The sequence below is a fragment of the Variovorax sp. 20P10.2.4 genome (genome assembly GCF_058244205.1).
Genome location: NZ_JBZAYE010000106.1, coordinates 1 through 16922, shown reverse-complemented (window position 1 = coordinate 16922; position 16922 = coordinate 1). Strand labels below are relative to the sequence as shown.

At 70.6% G+C, this 16922-nt stretch carries 17 protein-coding genes; 6 read left to right on the top strand and 11 right to left on the bottom strand.

Going from position 1 to position 16922, the window contains the following annotated elements:
- The 3 genes from AC27VN_RS13130 to AC27VN_RS13120 all read right to left on the bottom strand — a co-directional run.
- A partial coding sequence (locus AC27VN_RS13130; RefSeq protein WP_490876815.1) for a VanW family protein occupies window positions 1-1495 on the bottom strand: 1495 nt, incomplete at its 3' end.
- Window positions 1492-2097 carry a DUF6891 domain-containing protein gene (locus tag AC27VN_RS13125; RefSeq protein WP_490876814.1) on the bottom strand — a complete coding sequence of 202 codons (606 nt, stop codon included), beginning with the start codon at window positions 2095-2097 and terminating at the stop codon, window positions 1492-1494. The genes AC27VN_RS13130 and AC27VN_RS13125, both read right to left, overlap by 4 nt.
- 538 nt (window positions 2098-2635) lie before the next feature.
- A complete protein-coding gene (locus AC27VN_RS13120) occupies window positions 2636-3016 on the bottom strand; it encodes a helicase SNF2 (protein ID WP_093350449.1) in 381 nt (126 codons plus the stop codon).
- Between the two features lie 286 nt (window positions 3017-3302).
- Between AC27VN_RS13120 and AC27VN_RS13115 the strand changes: the two genes are divergently transcribed.
- Window positions 3303-3791 (top strand): DUF6314 family protein, encoded by a 489-nt coding sequence (locus tag AC27VN_RS13115; RefSeq protein WP_490876813.1) that lies wholly within the window; start codon window positions 3303-3305, stop codon window positions 3789-3791.
- Here AC27VN_RS13115 and AC27VN_RS13110 read toward each other — a convergent pair whose 3' ends face one another.
- The 4 genes from AC27VN_RS13110 to AC27VN_RS13095 form a co-directional block, all read right to left on the bottom strand.
- The gene (locus tag AC27VN_RS13110) at window positions 3792-4385 is read right to left on the bottom strand and encodes an energy-coupling factor transporter transmembrane component T family protein (protein ID WP_490876812.1); all 594 of its coding nucleotides are present in this window, start codon (window positions 4383-4385) and stop codon (window positions 3792-3794) included. It abuts the gene before it with no gap.
- Complete coding sequence (locus tag AC27VN_RS13105; RefSeq protein WP_490876811.1) at window positions 4378-5118, bottom strand: energy-coupling factor ABC transporter ATP-binding protein; 741 nt, start codon at window positions 5116-5118, stop codon at window positions 4378-4380. The genes AC27VN_RS13110 and AC27VN_RS13105 overlap by 8 nt, the downstream gene beginning before the upstream one ends.
- 24 nt (window positions 5119-5142) lie before the next feature.
- A complete protein-coding gene (locus AC27VN_RS13100; RefSeq protein ID WP_490876816.1) occupies window positions 5143-7038 on the bottom strand; it encodes a sensor histidine kinase in 1896 nt (631 codons plus the stop codon).
- 242 nt (window positions 7039-7280) lie between these two features.
- Window positions 7281-9059 (bottom strand): 1-deoxy-D-xylulose-5-phosphate synthase, encoded by a 1779-nt coding sequence (locus tag AC27VN_RS13095; protein ID WP_490876810.1) that lies wholly within the window; start codon window positions 9057-9059, stop codon window positions 7281-7283.
- 133 nt (window positions 9060-9192) lie between these two features.
- On the opposite strand from AC27VN_RS13095, the gene AC27VN_RS13090 reads away from it, so the two are divergent.
- From AC27VN_RS13090 to AC27VN_RS13080, 3 genes are all read left to right on the top strand, one after another.
- Window positions 9193-9390, top strand: a complete 198-nt coding sequence (locus AC27VN_RS13090; RefSeq protein WP_490876809.1) for a hypothetical protein — start codon at window positions 9193-9195, stop codon at window positions 9388-9390.
- Entirely contained in the window at window positions 9387-12056 is a 2670-nt protein-coding gene (gene aceE / locus AC27VN_RS13085) for a pyruvate dehydrogenase (acetyl-transferring), homodimeric type (RefSeq protein ID WP_490876808.1), read from the top strand. The genes AC27VN_RS13090 and aceE overlap by 4 nt, the downstream gene beginning before the upstream one ends.
- A 72-nt stretch (window positions 12057-12128) precedes the next feature.
- Window positions 12129-12686, top strand: coding sequence for a MarR family winged helix-turn-helix transcriptional regulator (locus AC27VN_RS13080; protein ID WP_431511210.1), 558 nt, complete (start codon window positions 12129-12131; stop codon window positions 12684-12686).
- A gap of 1 nt (window position 12687) precedes the next feature.
- Here AC27VN_RS13080 and AC27VN_RS13075 read toward each other — a convergent pair whose 3' ends face one another.
- Both AC27VN_RS13075 and AC27VN_RS13070 read right to left on the bottom strand, forming a co-directional pair.
- Complete coding sequence (locus AC27VN_RS13075) at window positions 12688-13248, bottom strand: RNA 2'-phosphotransferase (RefSeq protein ID WP_490876807.1); 561 nt, start codon at window positions 13246-13248, stop codon at window positions 12688-12690.
- Window positions 13245-14138 (bottom strand): LysR family transcriptional regulator, encoded by an 894-nt coding sequence (locus AC27VN_RS13070; RefSeq protein ID WP_490876806.1) that lies wholly within the window; start codon window positions 14136-14138, stop codon window positions 13245-13247. Before AC27VN_RS13070 ends, AC27VN_RS13075 begins: the two co-directional genes overlap by 4 nt.
- 97 nt (window positions 14139-14235) lie before the next feature.
- Here AC27VN_RS13070 and AC27VN_RS13065 point away from each other — a divergent pair, with 97 nt between their 5' ends.
- The gene (locus AC27VN_RS13065; RefSeq protein WP_490876805.1) at window positions 14236-14736 is read left to right on the top strand and encodes a hypothetical protein; all 501 of its coding nucleotides are present in this window, start codon (window positions 14236-14238) and stop codon (window positions 14734-14736) included.
- 1 nt (window position 14737) lies between these two features.
- Here the strand turns inward: AC27VN_RS13065 and AC27VN_RS13060 are convergent, their stop codons facing one another.
- Window positions 14738-15466 (bottom strand): glutathione S-transferase, encoded by a 729-nt coding sequence (locus tag AC27VN_RS13060; RefSeq protein WP_296781477.1) that lies wholly within the window; start codon window positions 15464-15466, stop codon window positions 14738-14740.
- Between the two features lie 94 nt (window positions 15467-15560).
- A complete protein-coding gene (locus AC27VN_RS13055; RefSeq protein WP_296796118.1) occupies window positions 15561-16385 on the bottom strand; it encodes a sulfite exporter TauE/SafE family protein in 825 nt (274 codons plus the stop codon).
- Between the two features lie 114 nt (window positions 16386-16499).
- On the opposite strand from AC27VN_RS13055, the gene AC27VN_RS13050 reads away from it, so the two are divergent.
- Window positions 16500-16922 (top strand): AraC family ligand binding domain-containing protein (locus AC27VN_RS13050; RefSeq protein WP_490876804.1); only part of this gene is annotated, 423 nt, incomplete at its 3' end.

The following is a 16922-nucleotide window of genomic DNA, read 5'->3' as shown; positions in this document are numbered from 1 at the left end:
CGATGCCGCGCAGTGCCTCGGCCAGCTCGCGCGCGCCCTTGCGTGCGAGGGCGCTGGCGGGCAGCACGACGAGTGGCGCGCCGTCGTCCGGGGTTCGGTTCGCGCGCGGCGACATGCCGGGCAGCACCCACTTGAGCCGCTCGAGCGTGGCTTGCGGCGCCGCGCTGGCCATCGTGGCCGCAACCGCCGCATGCGGCGTGATCACCACCGCGGCACGTGCCAACGCCTGGGCTTCGGCGCGCACCATCGACGGCACGGCGCGGAAGTCGCGCAGCGTGGTGTCGTCGGGCCAGCGCGCCGCGGCCGCATCGAGACGTGCCTCGATCTCGGCCATCGGCAGCGCACCGGCCAGCACGGTGAGCGCGCGTCCGTCGAGCGCGCCGAGGCGCTGCAGATGCGGCAGCAGCGCCTGGTCGACCACCAGTTGCGTGTGTTCGGACAGCAGCCGTGTCGCGAAGGCCTGCGCGAGCCAGCGCTGCGCATCGATCACGCTGGCCTGCCGTCGCCCGCCTTCCTGGCGCGCCCACAGGCGGCGCCACAACGCACCGCGAACGCTGGCCAGCCAGGGGCGGTGCACGGGCGAATTGCCGCCGCGCCAATCCGTCATCGGCCGCCAGAACGCCAGCCGCACGGGCGCGCGCTGCAGGCGATCGGCCTCGGCATGATGGGCCTCGAGGTAGCGCGCGAATTCGGGCGTCCACGCGTCGAGCAGCACGGCGGTCCGCCCCTGAGCCGCGGCCGGCAACGCGGGCCGGTGACGGAAGCAATCGTTGCGGTCGCAGCTCAGGCAGCCGCGCGCCACGGGCGGCGATGGCGCATCGGCGCCCACATCGTGCGGCGCACGCCACATCACGCGCGGCGCGACCCGCGGCGCATGCGCGCGGATACGCAGCACCAGCTCGGTGGCCGTGAGCTCGACCTCGAGCCGCCACGCATGGCGCGCGCGCAGCTTGAGGTCGACATAGTTCCAGAACACGGTCGCGTCCACTGCATCGTCGGGCGCGGCCGCGGCCTGTTCGATGCGCGCGGTGTGGGCATGGCGCTCGACCAGCTCGAGCCCCGCGCGGGCGCCGACCGTGGCCAGTGCATTCGAGAGCTGACAGAGCCCGCCCGCCAGCGTCGGCACCACGCAGCCGCCGCGCAGTTCGCGGCCCTGCACGAAGCCGCGCCAGGCGCTGGGACGGCCCAGTTGGCACCAGAAGCTCAGCACCTCGCCCGCGGGCACCTCGATGGCATCGAAGGCGCCGCGCGCCACGCGCAGGTTCTGCACCTTGCCGGCGACCAGCGCGAATTCGTCGTCGCGGCCATCGGTCCACAGCGGGCTGCTGAACCGCGCCAGCACCGGCGCGTCGGCCAGCGCATCGGCCACGGGCCAGCGCCGCGCGGAAGGACGCAAGGTCTCGCGCAACCCATGCGCGGTGGCCAGCAACCGGGAGCGCAGCCAGAAATCGATCGCATCGATGCGGCGCGGCGGCTGCCAGGCCTGCACGCTCACGCCGATGGGCCTCGCTTGCGCCACTGGCCGAGGTCGACCTCGATGCGTTCGTCGATGTTGCCGCTCCAGTGCACGACGAAGCCGACGCCCTGGAGCAGCGTGGCAATGCGCTGCCCGACCGCGACGGTGTTGGCCTCGCGCCGCGCGATCTCGGGGATCAGGCCGCCGCTGAAGGCCAGGTGCAGCCGGCCGGTGCGCACCGCGCGCTCGAGGTCCTGCGCGTGATAGAAGCAGCAGCCCACGATGCCCGAGGCGTCGCGGCCCGCGGCACGCCAGGCTTCGCGCACATCGTCCTGGCCGTCGGCCAGCGTGTTGCCCGCGCGATGCAGCGCGATGATCTTCTCTTCGCGCAGCTGCGCGAACGCGGTCTCGAGGCGGTCGTATTCGGTCTGCGCGGGCCACTCGGCCTCGGCCACGTGCTTGGCGGCGCAGGCGCGCGCGGTCTCGGCCTTGACCCAGGCCCGGTCATCGGAAGTCAGCTCGTCGGGATCGAGGTACTCGTCGGTGATCATCCATTCGACGTCGGCGTCGTGATGAAAGCCTGACCACACGAGATCGTGGATCCTTTGTCGCGTGTCTTCGGTGTCGAGAGTGAGGGCCATGCGTAATGGGTCAGCCGCGCTCGGCGGCGAGGGTCGTGCTTGCTTTTGTCGTGGCAGAAGCGCCCGTACATTTTCGCGTGCCCGCACCACAATGGCGCTGTAGGCCGAAAGCATGACGTTGTGCGGTCCATCGAGCCGCGAGCAACATCATCGATCATGCATTGCAGCATGGCAATGCGCCATTCGGCGGACGGTGACTCGTGCGATCGGCCGAATGGGAGGATGAAGCGCACCGCGGCGGTGCAACGTTGCAGTGGCTTGCTGCGGTGCGCCAGCGACCGCGCGGGTTCGCGCGCGACGCATGGAAGCCGAAAGCGCTCGATGCGCCTCCTGCAGGTCTGTGCGATTTGCGCGACAGACCCGGCTTCTTGGCCGCATCGACCGCGAAGCACGCGGCATCGGCCGTTAATGCTTTGGATTAACCACCTTCAAGCGAAAGGCCGGCCCCTGCTTTCGCAAGGGCCGGCCTCCGGGTGGCTAAACCTCTCGACTCACCGCGGGGGCGAGCCCCGCGATGCGACCGAGTTCTGGGTGCCGATTACAGCGGCAGCGCGTCGCCGCGAGCAGCAGCGCGGGCTTGTGCACGCACCGCATTGCGGTCCACGGTGCTGGCGATCAGCGGGGCCACGCCCGACGAAGCGCCTTCGGCATACGGGTCGGCGCTGTGCGCGGCAGCAACGGCTTCGGCACGCACGGTGGCCAGGTTGGTCTGCGACACGATCACTTGGGCCGGGCCGGCGTTGGCGCCTTCGGCATAGGGATCGGCGCTGCGGGCGGCGATGACGGCTTGGCCGGCGACTTCGGCGCGGCTGGCGGCCGAGGTCAGGGGATGCACGCCCTCATAGGTTTCTGCATGGGCTGCACCGGCAGCGGCCAGCAGGGAGAGGGCAACGGCGGAGAGGAGCTTCGAGGCGTTCATTTGAGTATTCCTTCAATTCTTGTGACTTGACTTTGGATGATTCGAACCGGTCTTGGGGGGCGCCGTCCGTTAAGGGGGCGGCCACCTCGCTAGTGCCTGTTCACCCAGATCAGTCGCTGCCTTCTACTTGTCTTGGAGCCGGCGGCTGGTCCGTGAGATGAATTGTGCGCCTCGAACCTAGGTAAAAACCCTAGGCAAATGGAACCGCGGCGTTCACGAGAAGGAAACAATCAATCGCCTCCGTCCGACATGGAGGGCCATTCCGCCTGGGGATAGAGTCGCCGCCATGCAGGCGCCTGACCCCACCCTTTCTCTCTCGCCATGGGGCGAGGCTGACCAGGTCTGGGCCCGGCTCGCGGGCGGCTGGACCTTCGAACGCACGATCGAGGGCCAAGCCTCGATGCACGGCACGGCCGTCTTCCGCCCCGCGCCGGGCGCGGCGCACGCCACCCTGCACTACCGCGAGGAGGGCCGGCTGCGCCTGCTCGACGGCCGCGCCTTCGATGCGCATCGCGAGTATCTGTACCAAGGCCGTCCCGGCGGCTTCGCGGTGCTGTTCGCCGAACAGCCGCCCCGCCTGTTCCACGAGATCGCGCTGCAACCGGGCGATGACGAGGCCAGCGCCTGGATTGGCACCGCCGCGCACCTGTGCGCCGCCGACCTCTACGACAGCCTCTACCGCTTCCTGGCCGACGGCAGCTTCACGCTGCGCCACACCGTGCGCGGCCCGCGCAAGGACTACGTGAGCCTCACGCGCTTCCGCGCCACCACCTGATCAGCGCCCGAGCCGCGCCGCGAGCGCATCGGCCACGCGCTCCGCGGTCTGCAGCGTGCGGATGGTCAGTGGCGCCAGCAGCCGCAGCCCGCCGCCGCGGCCGGCGCGCGCGCGATGCGCGTCGTCGAGCCGCTGCCACTGCACATAGAAGTTCTCGGCGAAACGCAGCGTGAGTCCGAGGCCGAGCGCGATGCGGTCGGTGGGCACGCCCAGGCGGCGCAGCGGATGCAGCACCGTCTCGAGCACCGCGAGCAGGTCCTCGAAGCGCGTGGTCAGCGTGAGCATCAGCGCGAGCACCGCGGCGGTGGCGATGCGCAGCGCGCTCGCCACGCCGAGCAAGGTGGTGCCGAGCAGCGCATGGAAGCCGACGATGAGCGCGCAGGCGATCGCGATGCCGAACAGCGTGCGCACCCGGTTCCACGCGGGCCGCCCGAGCGAGGCGAACAGCGCGAGCGCCAGCCCGCAGGCCGCGCCCAGCACCGCCGGCCGGTCCGTCAGCACGAGCGCGGTGCCGCCGGCCGACAGCAGCGCGAGCTTGAGCCACGCCGGCACCGCGTGCATCCAGGTGCGGCGATCGAGGTAGAGGCTACGCATGCGTCAGGTCCATCGCCGCGCGGCGGCGCACGTCCTGCGCATAGGCCTCGCAGACCTCGCGGCCCGGGCCGTCGGCCTGCACCCGGCCCTGCGCCAGCCACAGCACGCGCTCGAAGTCGTGCACGTGTTCGAGCACATGCGTCGACACCAGCACCTGCTGGTCGCTCGCGGCGAGCTGCGCCGACAGCCGGGCCTGGCTCAGCAGGTCGAGGCTCGCGAACGGTTCGTCGAGCAGCAGGGTGGCAGGCCGGCTGATTAGCAATGCGAGCAGGCACACCTGCTGGCGCTGGCCCTGGCTCAGTTCGCCGATGGCGCGCTCGGCCCAGGCCGCGAGGTCGCGCCGCGCGAGGAAGTCGCGCGCCTGCCGGCGTGCCTCGCCACGCGATTCGCCGCGCGCCGTGAGGCTGAAGGCCAGCTCCTCGGCCACGGTCGGAAAGATGATCTGGTCGTCGGGGTTCTGGAACATCAGGCCGACGTGCTGCGAGAGCTGGCGGCGATCGGCCACCGTATCGCAGCCATGCACGCGCACCCGGCCTTCGCCCGGCTGCTCCAGCCCGCTGATCAGCCGGAACAGGCTGCTCTTGCCGGCGCCGTTGTCGCCGATGACGCCGATGCGCGCATCGCGCAGCTCGAGCGAGAGGCCATCGAACACGCGCTGTGCGCCGCGCTCCAGCACGACGGATTCGAGACGGATGCCGTGGTCGGCGGAGGAGGGGTCGGTGTGCGGCGGCAAGGGGCCGTCACTGTACCCGACGGCTCATGCCCCCGAAGGGCGCTCGGCCCGCACCAGCGGCAGCCACAGCAGGAAGCGCGTGCCCGCGGCATCCGACTCCCACGCCACGTGGCCCTGCACCGCGAGCGCGCGGCGCTGCATGTTCTGCAGGCCGCGGCCCCGGCCGCCGGTCAGGGCCTGCTCGACGTCGAAGCCCTGACCGTTGTCCTCGATGCGCACCCACACGTGCGCGGCATCCGTGCCGGTCGCCACGCGGATGGTGGTGGCGCGCGTGTGGCGCAGGATGTTGGAGATGCTTTCCTGCACGATGCGCAGCACGTGCAGCGCGCTCGACGGATCGAGCCACGGCAGCGGCGGGATCTCCTGCACCTCCCAGGTCAGCGACACGCCCATGCCCTCGAGCCGCGGGCCGAGCCGGTAGCGCAAGGTGGCGAGCAGCAGCAGCAGGTCGGCATCGATCGGTTCCATCGAATCGATGGTGAGCTTCAGGTCGTCGAGGCAGCCCTGGAGGATCTGCGACACCTTCTGGTCGCTGAGCCGGCCCTCTTCCACCGAGCGGATCGCGCTGATCAGCGACGAGCCCAGCCCGTCGTGCATGTCCTGCATCAGCCGCTGGCGCTCGTCGCTGATGGTCTTCTGCCGCTCGACCTCGCGCAGCCGGCGATGGCTCAGGTCGAGTTCGCTCTCGCGCGCCTGCAGCCGCTGCGCGAGACTGGCGTTGACGCGCTCCACCTCGCCGATCGCGTGCACGTAGCGCCGGTACAGCAGGATGCCGAAGACGCTGAAGGTGACGGCATTCGCATAGGCGCCCAGGTACCAGCCCTCTGGGCTCACGATGTTGTTCTGCACCATCCAGTCGGTGGCACCCAGCAGCACGCATGCGCCGATGCCGGCCGCCACCAGCCGCCCCTCGGGCGATCGGCGCCAGGCGCTGATGCCGCCCACCAGCCCGACCACCGTGCCCATGGCCGCCGCCACCAGGTAGATCAGCGGCGTGACCTGCGGCGTGTTCGGCAGCAGCGCGATGCCGGGCAGGGTCAGCACGCTGACGAGCAGCGTGATCGTCGTCACGGCCCAGGTCAGCAGCGTGAGCGGCCGGTCGTGCAGCTGCCGCAGCGCGAAGTGCACCACCGCCACCAGCCAGAACAGCGCATTGACCGTGAGCCAGGCGAACCAGTCGTTGGCGATCGGCAGCGACACGTAGAAGTGCAGCCCGCGCAGGTACGAGGTGGTCGCGAGGTTGAAGAACAGCAGGTAGCCGGTCTCGTGCCGGCGCCACAACCACACGAACAGCGCGAACACGCCCACCGCCATGAAGGCCGCGCTCAGCATCGCGGGCAGTTCCTGCTGCAGCCACTGGCGCATCTGGTAGCGGCCCTTGAGCGCATCGGCCGGCCCCAGCCACAGCGAGGCGATGCCGACCTGCGCGGCGCGCGTGTGCTCGAGCCGGATCAGGATCTCGGCCGGCCGCGCGGCCGAGCCGTCGTCGCGCTGCTCGAACACCACCCACAGCGGCGTGCGGGTGCTGTTCCACAGCGGCCCCAGCTCCTGCGCGCGATGCACCAGCCGGCCATCGGCATAGACCGCGATCGTGCCGTCGGTCTTCACGCGCGCGCCGTACAACGCCAGCGGTCCGCGCAGGCCGGGATGGGGCGGCACCTTCAGCCGCAGCCAGGTGGTGCGCGTCTCCTTGCCCGGGTTCGAGATCGTGTTGGCGTCGGCCTGGGCCAACAGCGCGATCGGCAGTGCCAGCGGCAGCTCGACCGGCTGCCAGGCATCGGGCAGCGACTGGCTGCCGAAGATCAGCGGTGGCGCCATGAAACCGTTCGCGCGCTGCACCTGCCAGTCGGCCCGCGTGATGTGCTGCGTCGCGCCCGGCGGGTACTTGCTGCCGGCGTTGTCGCCGAAGAAGGCCCCCATGGCCACCAGCAGCGCCACCGACAGCACGAACACCAGGCAGGCGATCGGCGACGGCAGGCGCGCCCTCGCCCGGGCCAGGGGCCCCTCGCCTTCACGGCGGATGTCGGTGGAAGCGGTTTTGAAGAACAAGGCGCGCCGGGTGCGGAGGATTCGGCGCGAATTGTCGGGCAGAGCCCTGGCGCCGCGCCATGCCGGCGGGGCAAGAGGCGCGTTTGCCCTACATCCGCGCGTTGCGCGGGCCGTCAGTGCATTTCGACGAACGCCCGGATCGCCCCGACGATGCCCGCCGCATCGAGGCCCTGCAACGCGAGCAGTTCGCTTCGGTCCCCATGCCCGATGAAGACGTCGGGCAGGCCCAGGCGCAGCACCCGCACAGGCAGCCCCTCCATCGCGATGCGCTCCGCGCAGGCCGCGCCCGCGCCGCCGATGGCCGAGGCCTCCTCGAGCGTGACGAGCACCTCGTGCGTCGCGGCCAGGTCGAGCAGCAGGTCCTCGTCCAGCGGCTTGACGAAGCGCATGTTGGCGACGGTCGCGTCGAGCGCTTCGGCGGCGTCCATCGCGGCGTGGAGCAAGGGGCCGAAGGCGAGCAGCGCGACCCTGGCGGGCTTGTTTCTCGTCGACCTGCGCACGACCACGCCGCGGCCGATCGCCAGGGGCTGGTCCGTGCGAACGCTGTCGTCCGCGGGCACGACGGCCCTCGGGTAGCGCACCGCCGATGGCCCGTCGTGGCCCAGCCCCAGCGCGAGCATCCGCCGGCACTCGTGCCCGTCGGCCGGCGTCATCAGCAGCAGGTTCGGAATGCAGCGCAGCGCTGCGACATCGAAGGCGCCCAGGTGCGTGGCGCCGTCGCCGCCCGCGATCCCCGCGCGGTCGATCGCGAACAGCACCGGCAGGTTCTGCAGGCAGACGTCGTGGATGAGCTGGTCGTAGCCGCGCTGGAGGAAGGTCGAGTAGATCGCCACGATCGGCCGCATGCCGGCCGCCGCGAGCCCCGCGGCCAGCGTCACCGCATGCTGCTCCGCGATGGCGGCATCCACGAAGCGCGAGGGAAACCGCCGCTCGAAATCGACCAGGCAGGAGCCCTCGCGCATCGCGGGCGTGATCGCGACGACCGCGGGATCGTTTGCCGCGGCATCGCAGACCCATTCGCCGAAGACCTGGCTGAAGGTCGGGCGGCTCGCCGCCTTGGCGACCACGCCCACGGCGAGATCGAAGGGGCCGGGGCCGTGGTAGGTGGTCGGGTCCGCCTCGGCCGGTGCGTAGCCCCGGCCCTTTTGCGTGACGACGTGGATGACCTGCGGCGCGCGCGATCGCTTCGCGGCGTGGAACGCGGCCACGAGCGCCTCGACATCGTGGCCGTCGATGGGACCGGTGTAGCGCAGGCCGAGCAGCTCGAACAACGAGCGGTGATCTCCTCGAGCGGAAGCGCCGCGCTCGACCAGCCCGCGCAGATGCCGGTGCAGCGCGCCCAGCGCGGGCGAGATCGACATCCCGTTGTCGTTGAGCACCACGACGAGCGGCAGGGTCGCGAAGCTGCCCGCATGGTTGAGCGCCTCGAAAGTCATGCCCGCCGACAGCGCGCCGTCGCCGACGATCGCGACGGCATGCCGGCCATCGTCGCGCATGCCCATCGCCAGGCCCAGCGCCGCCGAGACGGCCGTGCCTGCATGGCCGGCACCGAAGGGGTCGTAGGGCGATTCGTCCCTCGACGTGAAACCCGACAGGCCACCCACCTTGCGCAGGGTGCCCATGGCCGGGCCGCGGCCCGTGAGGATCTTGTGCGCATAGCACTGGTGGCCGACGTCCCATACCAGCGCATCGCGTGGCGTGTCGAAGGCGTGGTGCAAGGCGAGCGTGAGCTCGACCACGCCGAGGTTCGAGGCGAGATGGCCGCCCGTTCGCGACACGCTGCGCAGCAGCGCGCGTCGGAGATCGGTGGCCACTTCGACGAGGTCCGCGGGATCGAGGTCGCGCAACTGCGCGGGCGTGGGAAAGCTGGATGACGGGTCGGAGGGCGGCATGGATGCCTTTGGGTTCTCGAGGGGTTGTCTTCGGCCCCGGCGGGCGCCATGGGCATGGGCACGGACCTGCCACATCGATAGTTGCTATCGCATGTAGATAGGTCCGCCGTGATCGAGGTCATGGCGGCGAATCATGGCCAGTTCAGCCTTCTTCAGCTCGCGCATCGCCTCGATCCACGCCAGGCAGGTTACAGCACAACTGATTGCATTTGCAATCAACTGGGGATACATTGCCTTTGCGCATTGCACGATTCATATCCACATAATGAAATTTAGTGAGATGCGAACGACGTTCGAACAACGAACCGCACAACGAAGGAGCAACGAATGAACGACTTGGCGAGCGCGGACGACATCGATCCGCAAGAGACACGCGAATGGCTCGACGCCATGCGCGCCGTGGTGATCCACGAAGGCCGCGACCGGGCCCATTACCTGCTGGACCAGCTGATCGAGCAGGACCACGCGGCCGCCGGCCGCTATGCCGCACCGCGCACCACGCCCTACGTGAACACCGTGCGCGTCGCCGACCAGCCGGCCTTTCCGGGCGACGTGAACATCGAGCTGCGGCTCGACGCCTACCTGCGCTGGAATGCGATGGCGCTGGTGCTGCGCGCGGGCAAGCACTCGGGCGTCGGCGGCCACATCGCGACCTATGCCTCGGCCACCACGCTCTACGAGACCGGCTACCGGCACTTCTTCCGCGCCGCCACGCCCGAATTCCTCGGCGACATGCTCTACATCCAGGGCCATTCCTCGCCGGGCATCTATGCGCGCGCCTACCTCGAGGGGCGCCTGTCGGAGCAGCAGATGGACCGCTTCCGGCGCGAGATCGGCGGCGGCCTCGCCTCCTATCCGCATCCGCGCACGATGCCGGACTTCTGGCAGTTCCCGACCGTCTCGATGGGCCTGGGCCCGCTGATGGCCGCCTACCAGGGGCGCTACATGCGCTACCTCGAGGACCGCGGGCTGATCCCGGCGCAGGGCCGCAAGGTCTGGGCCTTCCTCGGCGACGGCGAGCAGGACCAGCCCGAGACCCTGGCCGCGGTCGCGATGGCGGGCCGCGAGAAGCTCGACAACCTGATCTTCGTGGTGAACTGCAACCTGCAGCGCCTCGACGGCCCGGTGCGCGGCAACGCCAAGATCATCCAGGAGCTCGAGAGCGTCTACCGCGGCGCGGGCTGGAACGTGATCAAGGTCGTCTGGGGCAGCGGCTGGGACGAACTGCTGGCGCAGGACCACGACGGCCGGCTGCACCGGCGCATGATGGAATGCGTCGACGGCGAGTACCAGGCCTTCAAGGCGCACGGCGGCGACTACGTGCGCGAACACTTCTTCGGCAAGGACCCCGAGTTGCGCCAGCGGGTCGCGCACCTGAGCGACGCGCAGATCGGCGCCCTCGCCCGCGGCGGCCACGACCCGCTCAAGGTGCATGCGGCCTATGCCGCCGCCGTGCGCCATCAAGGCCAGCCGACCGTGATCCTCGCCAAGACGGTGAAGGGCTACGGCATGGGCGCGGCCGGCGAAGCGGCCAACATCAATCACCAGTTGAAGAAGATGGGCGACCCGGCCGTGCGCGCCTTCCGCGACCGCTTCGCGATCCCAGTAGCCGACGAACAGCTCGAGGAGATTCCGTACATCAAGCCCGCGCCCGGCAGCCCCGAAGCCGCCTGTCTCGAGGCCGGCCTGAAGCGCGCCGGCGGGCTCCTGCCCTCACGCTCGCGCGGACCGGGCCCGCTGGCGACGCCCGCGCTCGAGGCCTTCGCGAGCCATCTGCAAAGCAGCGGCGAGCGCGAATACGCCACCACCATGGCCTTCGTGCGCATCCTCGCGCAACTGCTCAAGGACCCGGTGCTGGGTCCGCGCGTGGTGCCGATCGTGCCCGACGAGTCGCGCACCTTCGGCATGGACGGCATGTTCCGCCAGGTCGGCATCTATTCGCACGTGGGCCAGCTCTATACGCCGCAGGACGCGGACCAGCTGAGCTTCTACAAGGAGGACCGCCAGGGGCAGATCCTGCAGGAGGGCATCAACGAATCGGGCGCGATGTCGTCCTGGATCGCGGCGGCGACCGCGCACAGCACGCACGGCGTCGCCACCATCCCGTTCTACATCTTCTATTCGATGTTCGGCTTCCAGCGCGTGGGCGACCTGGCCTGGGCCGCCGGCGACATCCGCGCGCGCGGCTTCCTGCTGGGCGCGACCTCGGGCCGCACCACGCTCGAGGGCGAGGGCCTGCAGCACGACGACGGCCACAGCCACGTGCTGTCGTCGGTGATCCCGTCCTGCGTGTCCTACGACCCCGCCTACGCCTACGAGATCGCGGTCATCGTGCAGGACGGGCTGCGCAGGATGTACGGCGAGCCGCAGGAGGACGTCTTCTACTACCTCACGCTGCTCAACGAGAAAACCGCGCATCCGGCGATGCCCGAGGGTGCCGAGGAAGGCATCGTGAAAGGCATGTACCGCCTGAAGCGAGCCGCCCGGACCGCCGGCGCGCCGCACGTGCAGCTGATGGGCAGCGGCGCGATCCTCTCCGAGGTGATCGCGGCCGCCACGCTGCTGCAGCGCGACTTCGGCGTGAGCGCCGACATCTGGAGCGTGACCAGCTTCTCGGAGCTGCGCCGCAACGGCCTCGAAGCCGAGCGCTGGAACCGCCTGCATCCGGCGCAGGCACCGCGCGCTTCGTATGTCGCGCAGTGCCTGGCCGGCGAGGACGGACCGGCGATCGCCGCCACCGACTACATAAAGATCGTGCCCGACCAGATCCGGCCCTTCGTCGGCGATCGCCGCTTCGTGACTCTGGGCACCGACGGCTTCGGCCGCTCCGACACGCGCGAAGCGCTGCGCGCCTTCTTCGAGGTCGACCGCCATCACGTCGCGCTCGCGGCGCTCAAGGCGCTGGCCGACGACGGCGTGGTCGACGCGGAACTACCGGCACGCGCCCTGTCGCTCTACGGCATCGACCCCGAGGCCAGGTACGCGGCACTGCCCTAGCGGTGCGCGCCCGGGTGGCCGGCGCGGCGGAGAGAGAATCGAGGCTCACTCCCGAAAGCGCTCTCCACCCGTATGGCAACGCCCCGTTCCACCGCCGTGCGCGGCACCTCCACCTGGGCCTCCTTCATCAGCGCCTATGTGCTGGTGCTCGACTTCATGGAGGACAGCTTCCGCAAGGAAGGCCTGCCGCCGCTGACCTGGTACGACGTGCTGTGGCTGCTCGACGCCTCGCCGAACGGCCGCATGCGCATGCACGAACTCGCGGAGCGCGCGGTCTACAGCCGCAGCTTCATCTCGCGCATCGTCACCACGCTCGAGGCCGAGGGCCTGGTGGTGCGCGAGGTCGACGAGACCGACGGGCGCGGCCGCGTCGCGGTGCTGACCGAGCAGGGCCGCGCGCTGCGCCGCAAGATGTGGCCGCCCTACCAGAAGCTCATCCACGAGATGTTCAACGAGCACATGACGGCTTCGGAGCTCGAGTCGATGGAGCGCGGCCTGCGCCGCGTGATCGCGGGCGCGCACCAGCGCAACCAGGATCTGCGCAGCGCCGCGGCGCAGCCCGCCGCCGAACCCCGCACCACCCGCAAGCGCTCGCGTTCGCGTTCGACCACCCAGCGCTCGGGCGCGTAGCTCAACCGGACGAAGGCCAGCCCGACAGGAATCGCGGCGGCACGGCCTCCGTGAGCCAGACCCCGTTCTCCGCGCGATGGAAGGCATGGCCCAGCGCCTGCATTCCGCCCGCATCGACCCGCAGCACATGCGCCTTGCCATGGCGCTGCCCGACCTGCACGGCGGTCGCCTCGTCGGCCGACAGGTGCACATGCTGCCGCGTGCCGGGCCGCAGGCCTTCGGCGCGGATCGATGCGAGGAAGCGCGTGGCCGTGCCATGGAACAGCACGGCCGGTGGCTCCGCCGGTTCGAAGCTGCGGCGGACCTGCGGCGTCGAATGGCCCTGCAGCGCGCGGATGCAGCGGCCGTCGGCCGACAGCGCGTAGCGCTTCTTCGCGCCCCGCTCGACCGCATCGACCGCCTGCACGACCTGCGCATGCGTGAGCGCGCGGCCCGCGGCCACCGCGCCGGCCACCAGCGCATCGATCTCGGCCCAGCCCTCGGCATCGAGCGCGAGGCCGATGGATTCGGGCGCATGCCGCAGCACGTAGGCGATGAACCGGCTCGCGTCCTCGGGCGTCATGCGCTCCTCCAGTGATCGGCTTGCGCGAGCAGCGCATTCCACAGACGCTGCGCGTGCACCGAAGGCGGACGGTCGGCCGCGTGGAACAGGTGGTATTCTAGCGGCGGATAGCCCTGCAGCGGCACCGCCACCAGGCCCTTGGGAATGCGGCAGCAGGCATTCACCACCGTCAGCCCGAAGCCCAGTTGGGCGAAGCGCAGCATCAGTTCCCAGCCATCGGCCTCGAGCGAAGGCTGCCACGACACCGACTCGGCCTGCAACAGCCGGCCGAGCAGTTCGCGGTGCGGCCGGCCCGCGGGCGGCACGATCAGCTGCGCGCCCTGCAGGTCGCGCAGGCGCACCGAACGGCGCGAGGCCAGCGCATGCGCGCGCGGCAGCACCAGCACCTGGCCGACGACCGTGAGCCGCACCGCATGCAGATCGGCCGGCACGGCGCCCAGCGGCGCGATGCCCAGTTGCGCCTGGCCCGCTCGCACCGCCTGCACCGAAGCGTCGCGGTTGCGCGTGAGCAATTGCAGGTGCGGCGAGGCACCCGGCCCCGAGAACTGCGACAGCGCCTTGCCGAGCAGGTAGAGGTACGCGCCCTCGCCGGCCGCGAGGCTGACCACCGCCTGCTCCTGCCCCTGCGCGAGCCCCTTCACGAAGCGCTGGTTGAGCAGTAGCAGCTCGCGCGCATGGCGCGCCACCTGCTCGCCCGCGTTCGTGAGCTGCAGCGCGCTGCCCACGCGCAGGTAGAGCTTGGCGTCGAGCTGCTCCGAGAGCTTGCGCACCTTTGCATGCAGCGCCGGCTGGCTGATGTGCAGCAGGCGCGCCGACTCGCTGAAGTTCAGCGTGTCGGCGAACACGGCAAAGGATTGCAGCGCATCGAGGTTGGTGCGGGGGATGTCCACCTATCCATTCTATGGATAGCCCATCGCATATCGGTAGTTCCTGGTGATGGGCTTCGTTCCTACGATCCACCGCACACACAAAAGAAAGGAACACGACATGAAGACCGCATCGCAACATCTCCCGCGCCTGGGCATCGACATCGGCCGAGTGCTGATCGCGGCCGAGCGGGCCGACGGCGGCGACACCGCCTTCATCGGCGGCTCGCTGCGGGACGCGCTCGACACGCCGCCCTACGAAGGCATGTTCGAGGCCGTCGCGCCGCTGGTCGATCGCTTCGAGGGCCGCGTCTGGCTGGTGTCGAAGTGCAGTCCGAGCGTGCAGGCCAAGAGCCGCGCCTGGCTCGCGCACCACCGCTTCTTCGAACGCACGGGCATGGCGCCCGGCAACCTGCGCTTCTGCCTGCAGCGTCCGCAGAAGGCCGACCACTGCCGCGAACTGGGCATCACGCATTTCATCGACGACCGCAGCGACGTGCTGGGACATCTCGAAGGCATCGTGCCGAACCGCTACCTGTTCGGCCCGCAGGCCAAGCCCGTGGCCATGGCCGGCCTGGTGCCGCTACCCGCATGGCGCGATGCGGCGGCGCTGGTGCGCTGAATCAGGCGTCCAGCTCGGGATAGCGCCGGAAGATGCCTTCCTCGTTGAAGGCGATGCGGCGCGGGCTCTGCAGGTACGCCTGCACGCTCTGGCGGCGCCGGACGTTGGCATGCAGCTTCGCCACCGCCGGCGTCTTCGCGAGCGCGTGCGCGGTGGCCTTGGGAAAGGCGTACTGCAGTCCGTCGACCAGCTGGAACAGCGAGAGGTCGGCATAGGTCAGCACGTCGCCCACCAGGTGCAGGTCGCCCGAGGGATTGCGCTGCAGCACGCGCTCGAACCAGTTCAGGAACTTCGGGATGCGCTGCTCGCGGAAGCCCTTCGCACGCGCCAGCGCGGCATCGCGCTGGTCCTCGTAGTAGTCGCCGGTCGAGAGCGGATGGTGCGTGTCGTGCGCCTCGGCCACGGCGTCGGCGATGGTGAGCTGCAGCTGGTGCGTCCACAGGCCGTCCGATTCGCCGACGCCGGCCAGGCCCAGGCGCGGCCCCAGGTAGAGCAGGATCGCGGCGGTCTGGCCGACGACGATGTCGCCGTCGACGAGGAAGGGCGGTGCGAACGGCGGCCGCGTCTGCAGGGGATCGGCGAGGCGGCGGCCAAGGGCGCTTTCGCCGCCGCCCTGGTCCTCGCGCTCGCGCGCCACGTCGACATAGTCGGCACCGGCGGCCTCGAGCGCGAGCCGCACGAATTCGCCGCGGCCCTGGATGGTGGGCCAGTAATGGAGTTGGTAAGGCATGCGGCCATGGTGGCAGGCCCGGCGCGGCGCCGCAACCGCCGGCGCCCAACTGTCGAACTTCGATGACAAGCAGGCGCGCGTTTCGCGAACCGGCTCAGCGCAGCAGCATGCCCAGCAGCACCGCCACCAGCAGCGCGAGGTAGCCCCAGGCATGCACGCGGTCGGGCAGGCGGCCGATCAGCGGCGCGGCGGCGCGCACGCCCAGCAGCGATCCGGCGACCAGCGCGGCGAAGGCCGGCAGGTCCACGTAGCCGAGGTGCCAGCCCTCGAGCGCCGCGCCCGAACGCCAGGCCAGCGCCATGTAGGTGGCGGTGCCGGCCAGCGCGATGGGCAGCGACAGCGGGTTGGCCATGGCGGTGGCGCGCGTCATGTCGATGCCGCGGCGGCGCATCAGCGGCACGGTCATCACGCTGCCGCCCACGCCGAGGAAGGCCGCGATCAGCCCGATGACGAAGCTGCCCGCGGTGGCGATGCCGCGCGAGAGCGGCGCGATGGCCGCCGTCGCCGTGGCACGGCGCACGATGAAGCCCGGGCGCAGCAGGCAGTCGAGGATGGTGACGCCCAGGTAGACGATGAAGGCCAGCCGTACGAACCCGCCATCGGCCTGCACCGCGGCCGCGGCACCGACGATGGCGCCGAGGCCGATGAAGCCGAGCAGTGGCCGGATCAGCGGCCAGTCGATGGTGCCGGCGCGCTGGTGGCGCCGCGTGGCGAGCAGCGCGCTCACGATCATCACGCAGGTCGAGGTCGCCACCGCGATGTGCATGGCCGCGCGGCCGGTGGCGCTGTGCTCGCCATGCGCGAGCAGCAGCACACGGTAGAGCAGCGGCACGACGACGAAGCCACCGCCGAAGCCGAACAGCACGGTGGTGACGCCCGCGAGGCCACCGAAGACCGCGAGCAGGAGATAGATCCACACGAGAGGCACTCCAGGAGAACGAAGACAGGCCTCGAAGATAGGCCGCTGCCGTGCGGCGCGCCCGCGCAAGCCGGACAATGATGTTTTCGTTCCGGCCAAGCCTTCCTCACCCTCATGCGCAATGTCCCGATCGATGCCGTCGACGCCGTCGCCCGCCCGGTGCTCGCGATCGGCACCGACTACCCGCCGGGCCAGCTGCTGCCCACGCACAGCCATCGGCGCGCGCAGTTCCTCTACGGCGCGACCGGCGTGATGGAGGTCGGCACCGACGACGGTGCCTGGGTGGTGCCGCCGCAGCGCGGCGTGTGGATACCGGCGGGCCAGCCGCACCGCGTGCGCATGCTGGGCGTGAGCACGCGCAGCCTCTACATCGAGCCGCGCGAGGCGCCGCGCCATGGCCGCCAGTGCGAGGTGCTCGAGGTGTCGCCGCTGCTGCGCCAGTTGCTGATGGCGGCCGTCGAGATGCCCGCCGAGTACGAGCGCCAAGGCCGCGACGGCCTGCTGATGCGCCTCGCGCTGCACGAACTGGCGCGCGCC

What these genes read in the sequence shown, in the direction of transcription:
- AC27VN_RS13125 (WP_490876814.1), bottom strand. Translation starts at nt 2,097, where the DNA reads ATGGCCCTCACTCTCGACACCGAAGACACGCGACAAAGGATCCACGAT.
- AC27VN_RS13120 (WP_093350449.1), bottom strand. Translation starts at nt 3,016, where the DNA reads ATGAACGCCTCGAAGCTCCTCTCCGCCGTTGCCCTCTCCCTGCTGGCC.
- AC27VN_RS13115 (WP_490876813.1), top strand. Translation starts at nt 3,303, where the DNA reads ATGCAGGCGCCTGACCCCACCCTTTCTCTCTCGCCATGGGGCGAGGCT.
- AC27VN_RS13110 (WP_490876812.1), bottom strand. Translation starts at nt 4,385, where the DNA reads ATGCGTAGCCTCTACCTCGATCGCCGCACCTGGATGCACGCGGTGCCG.
- AC27VN_RS13100 (WP_490876816.1), bottom strand. Translation starts at nt 7,038, where the DNA reads ATGGGGGCCTTCTTCGGCGACAACGCCGGCAGCAAGTACCCGCCGGGC.
- AC27VN_RS13095 (WP_490876810.1), bottom strand. Translation starts at nt 9,059, where the DNA reads ATGCCGCCCTCCGACCCGTCATCCAGCTTTCCCACGCCCGCGCAGTTG.
- AC27VN_RS13090 (WP_490876809.1), top strand. Translation starts at nt 9,193, where the DNA reads ATGGCCAGTTCAGCCTTCTTCAGCTCGCGCATCGCCTCGATCCACGCC.
- aceE (WP_490876808.1), top strand. Translation starts at nt 9,387, where the DNA reads ATGAACGACTTGGCGAGCGCGGACGACATCGATCCGCAAGAGACACGC.
- AC27VN_RS13080 (WP_431511210.1), top strand. Translation starts at nt 12,129, where the DNA reads ATGGCAACGCCCCGTTCCACCGCCGTGCGCGGCACCTCCACCTGGGCC.
- AC27VN_RS13075 (WP_490876807.1), bottom strand. Translation starts at nt 13,248, where the DNA reads ATGACGCCCGAGGACGCGAGCCGGTTCATCGCCTACGTGCTGCGGCAT.
- AC27VN_RS13065 (WP_490876805.1), top strand. Translation starts at nt 14,236, where the DNA reads ATGAAGACCGCATCGCAACATCTCCCGCGCCTGGGCATCGACATCGGC.
- AC27VN_RS13060 (WP_296781477.1), bottom strand. Translation starts at nt 15,466, where the DNA reads ATGCCTTACCAACTCCATTACTGGCCCACCATCCAGGGCCGCGGCGAA.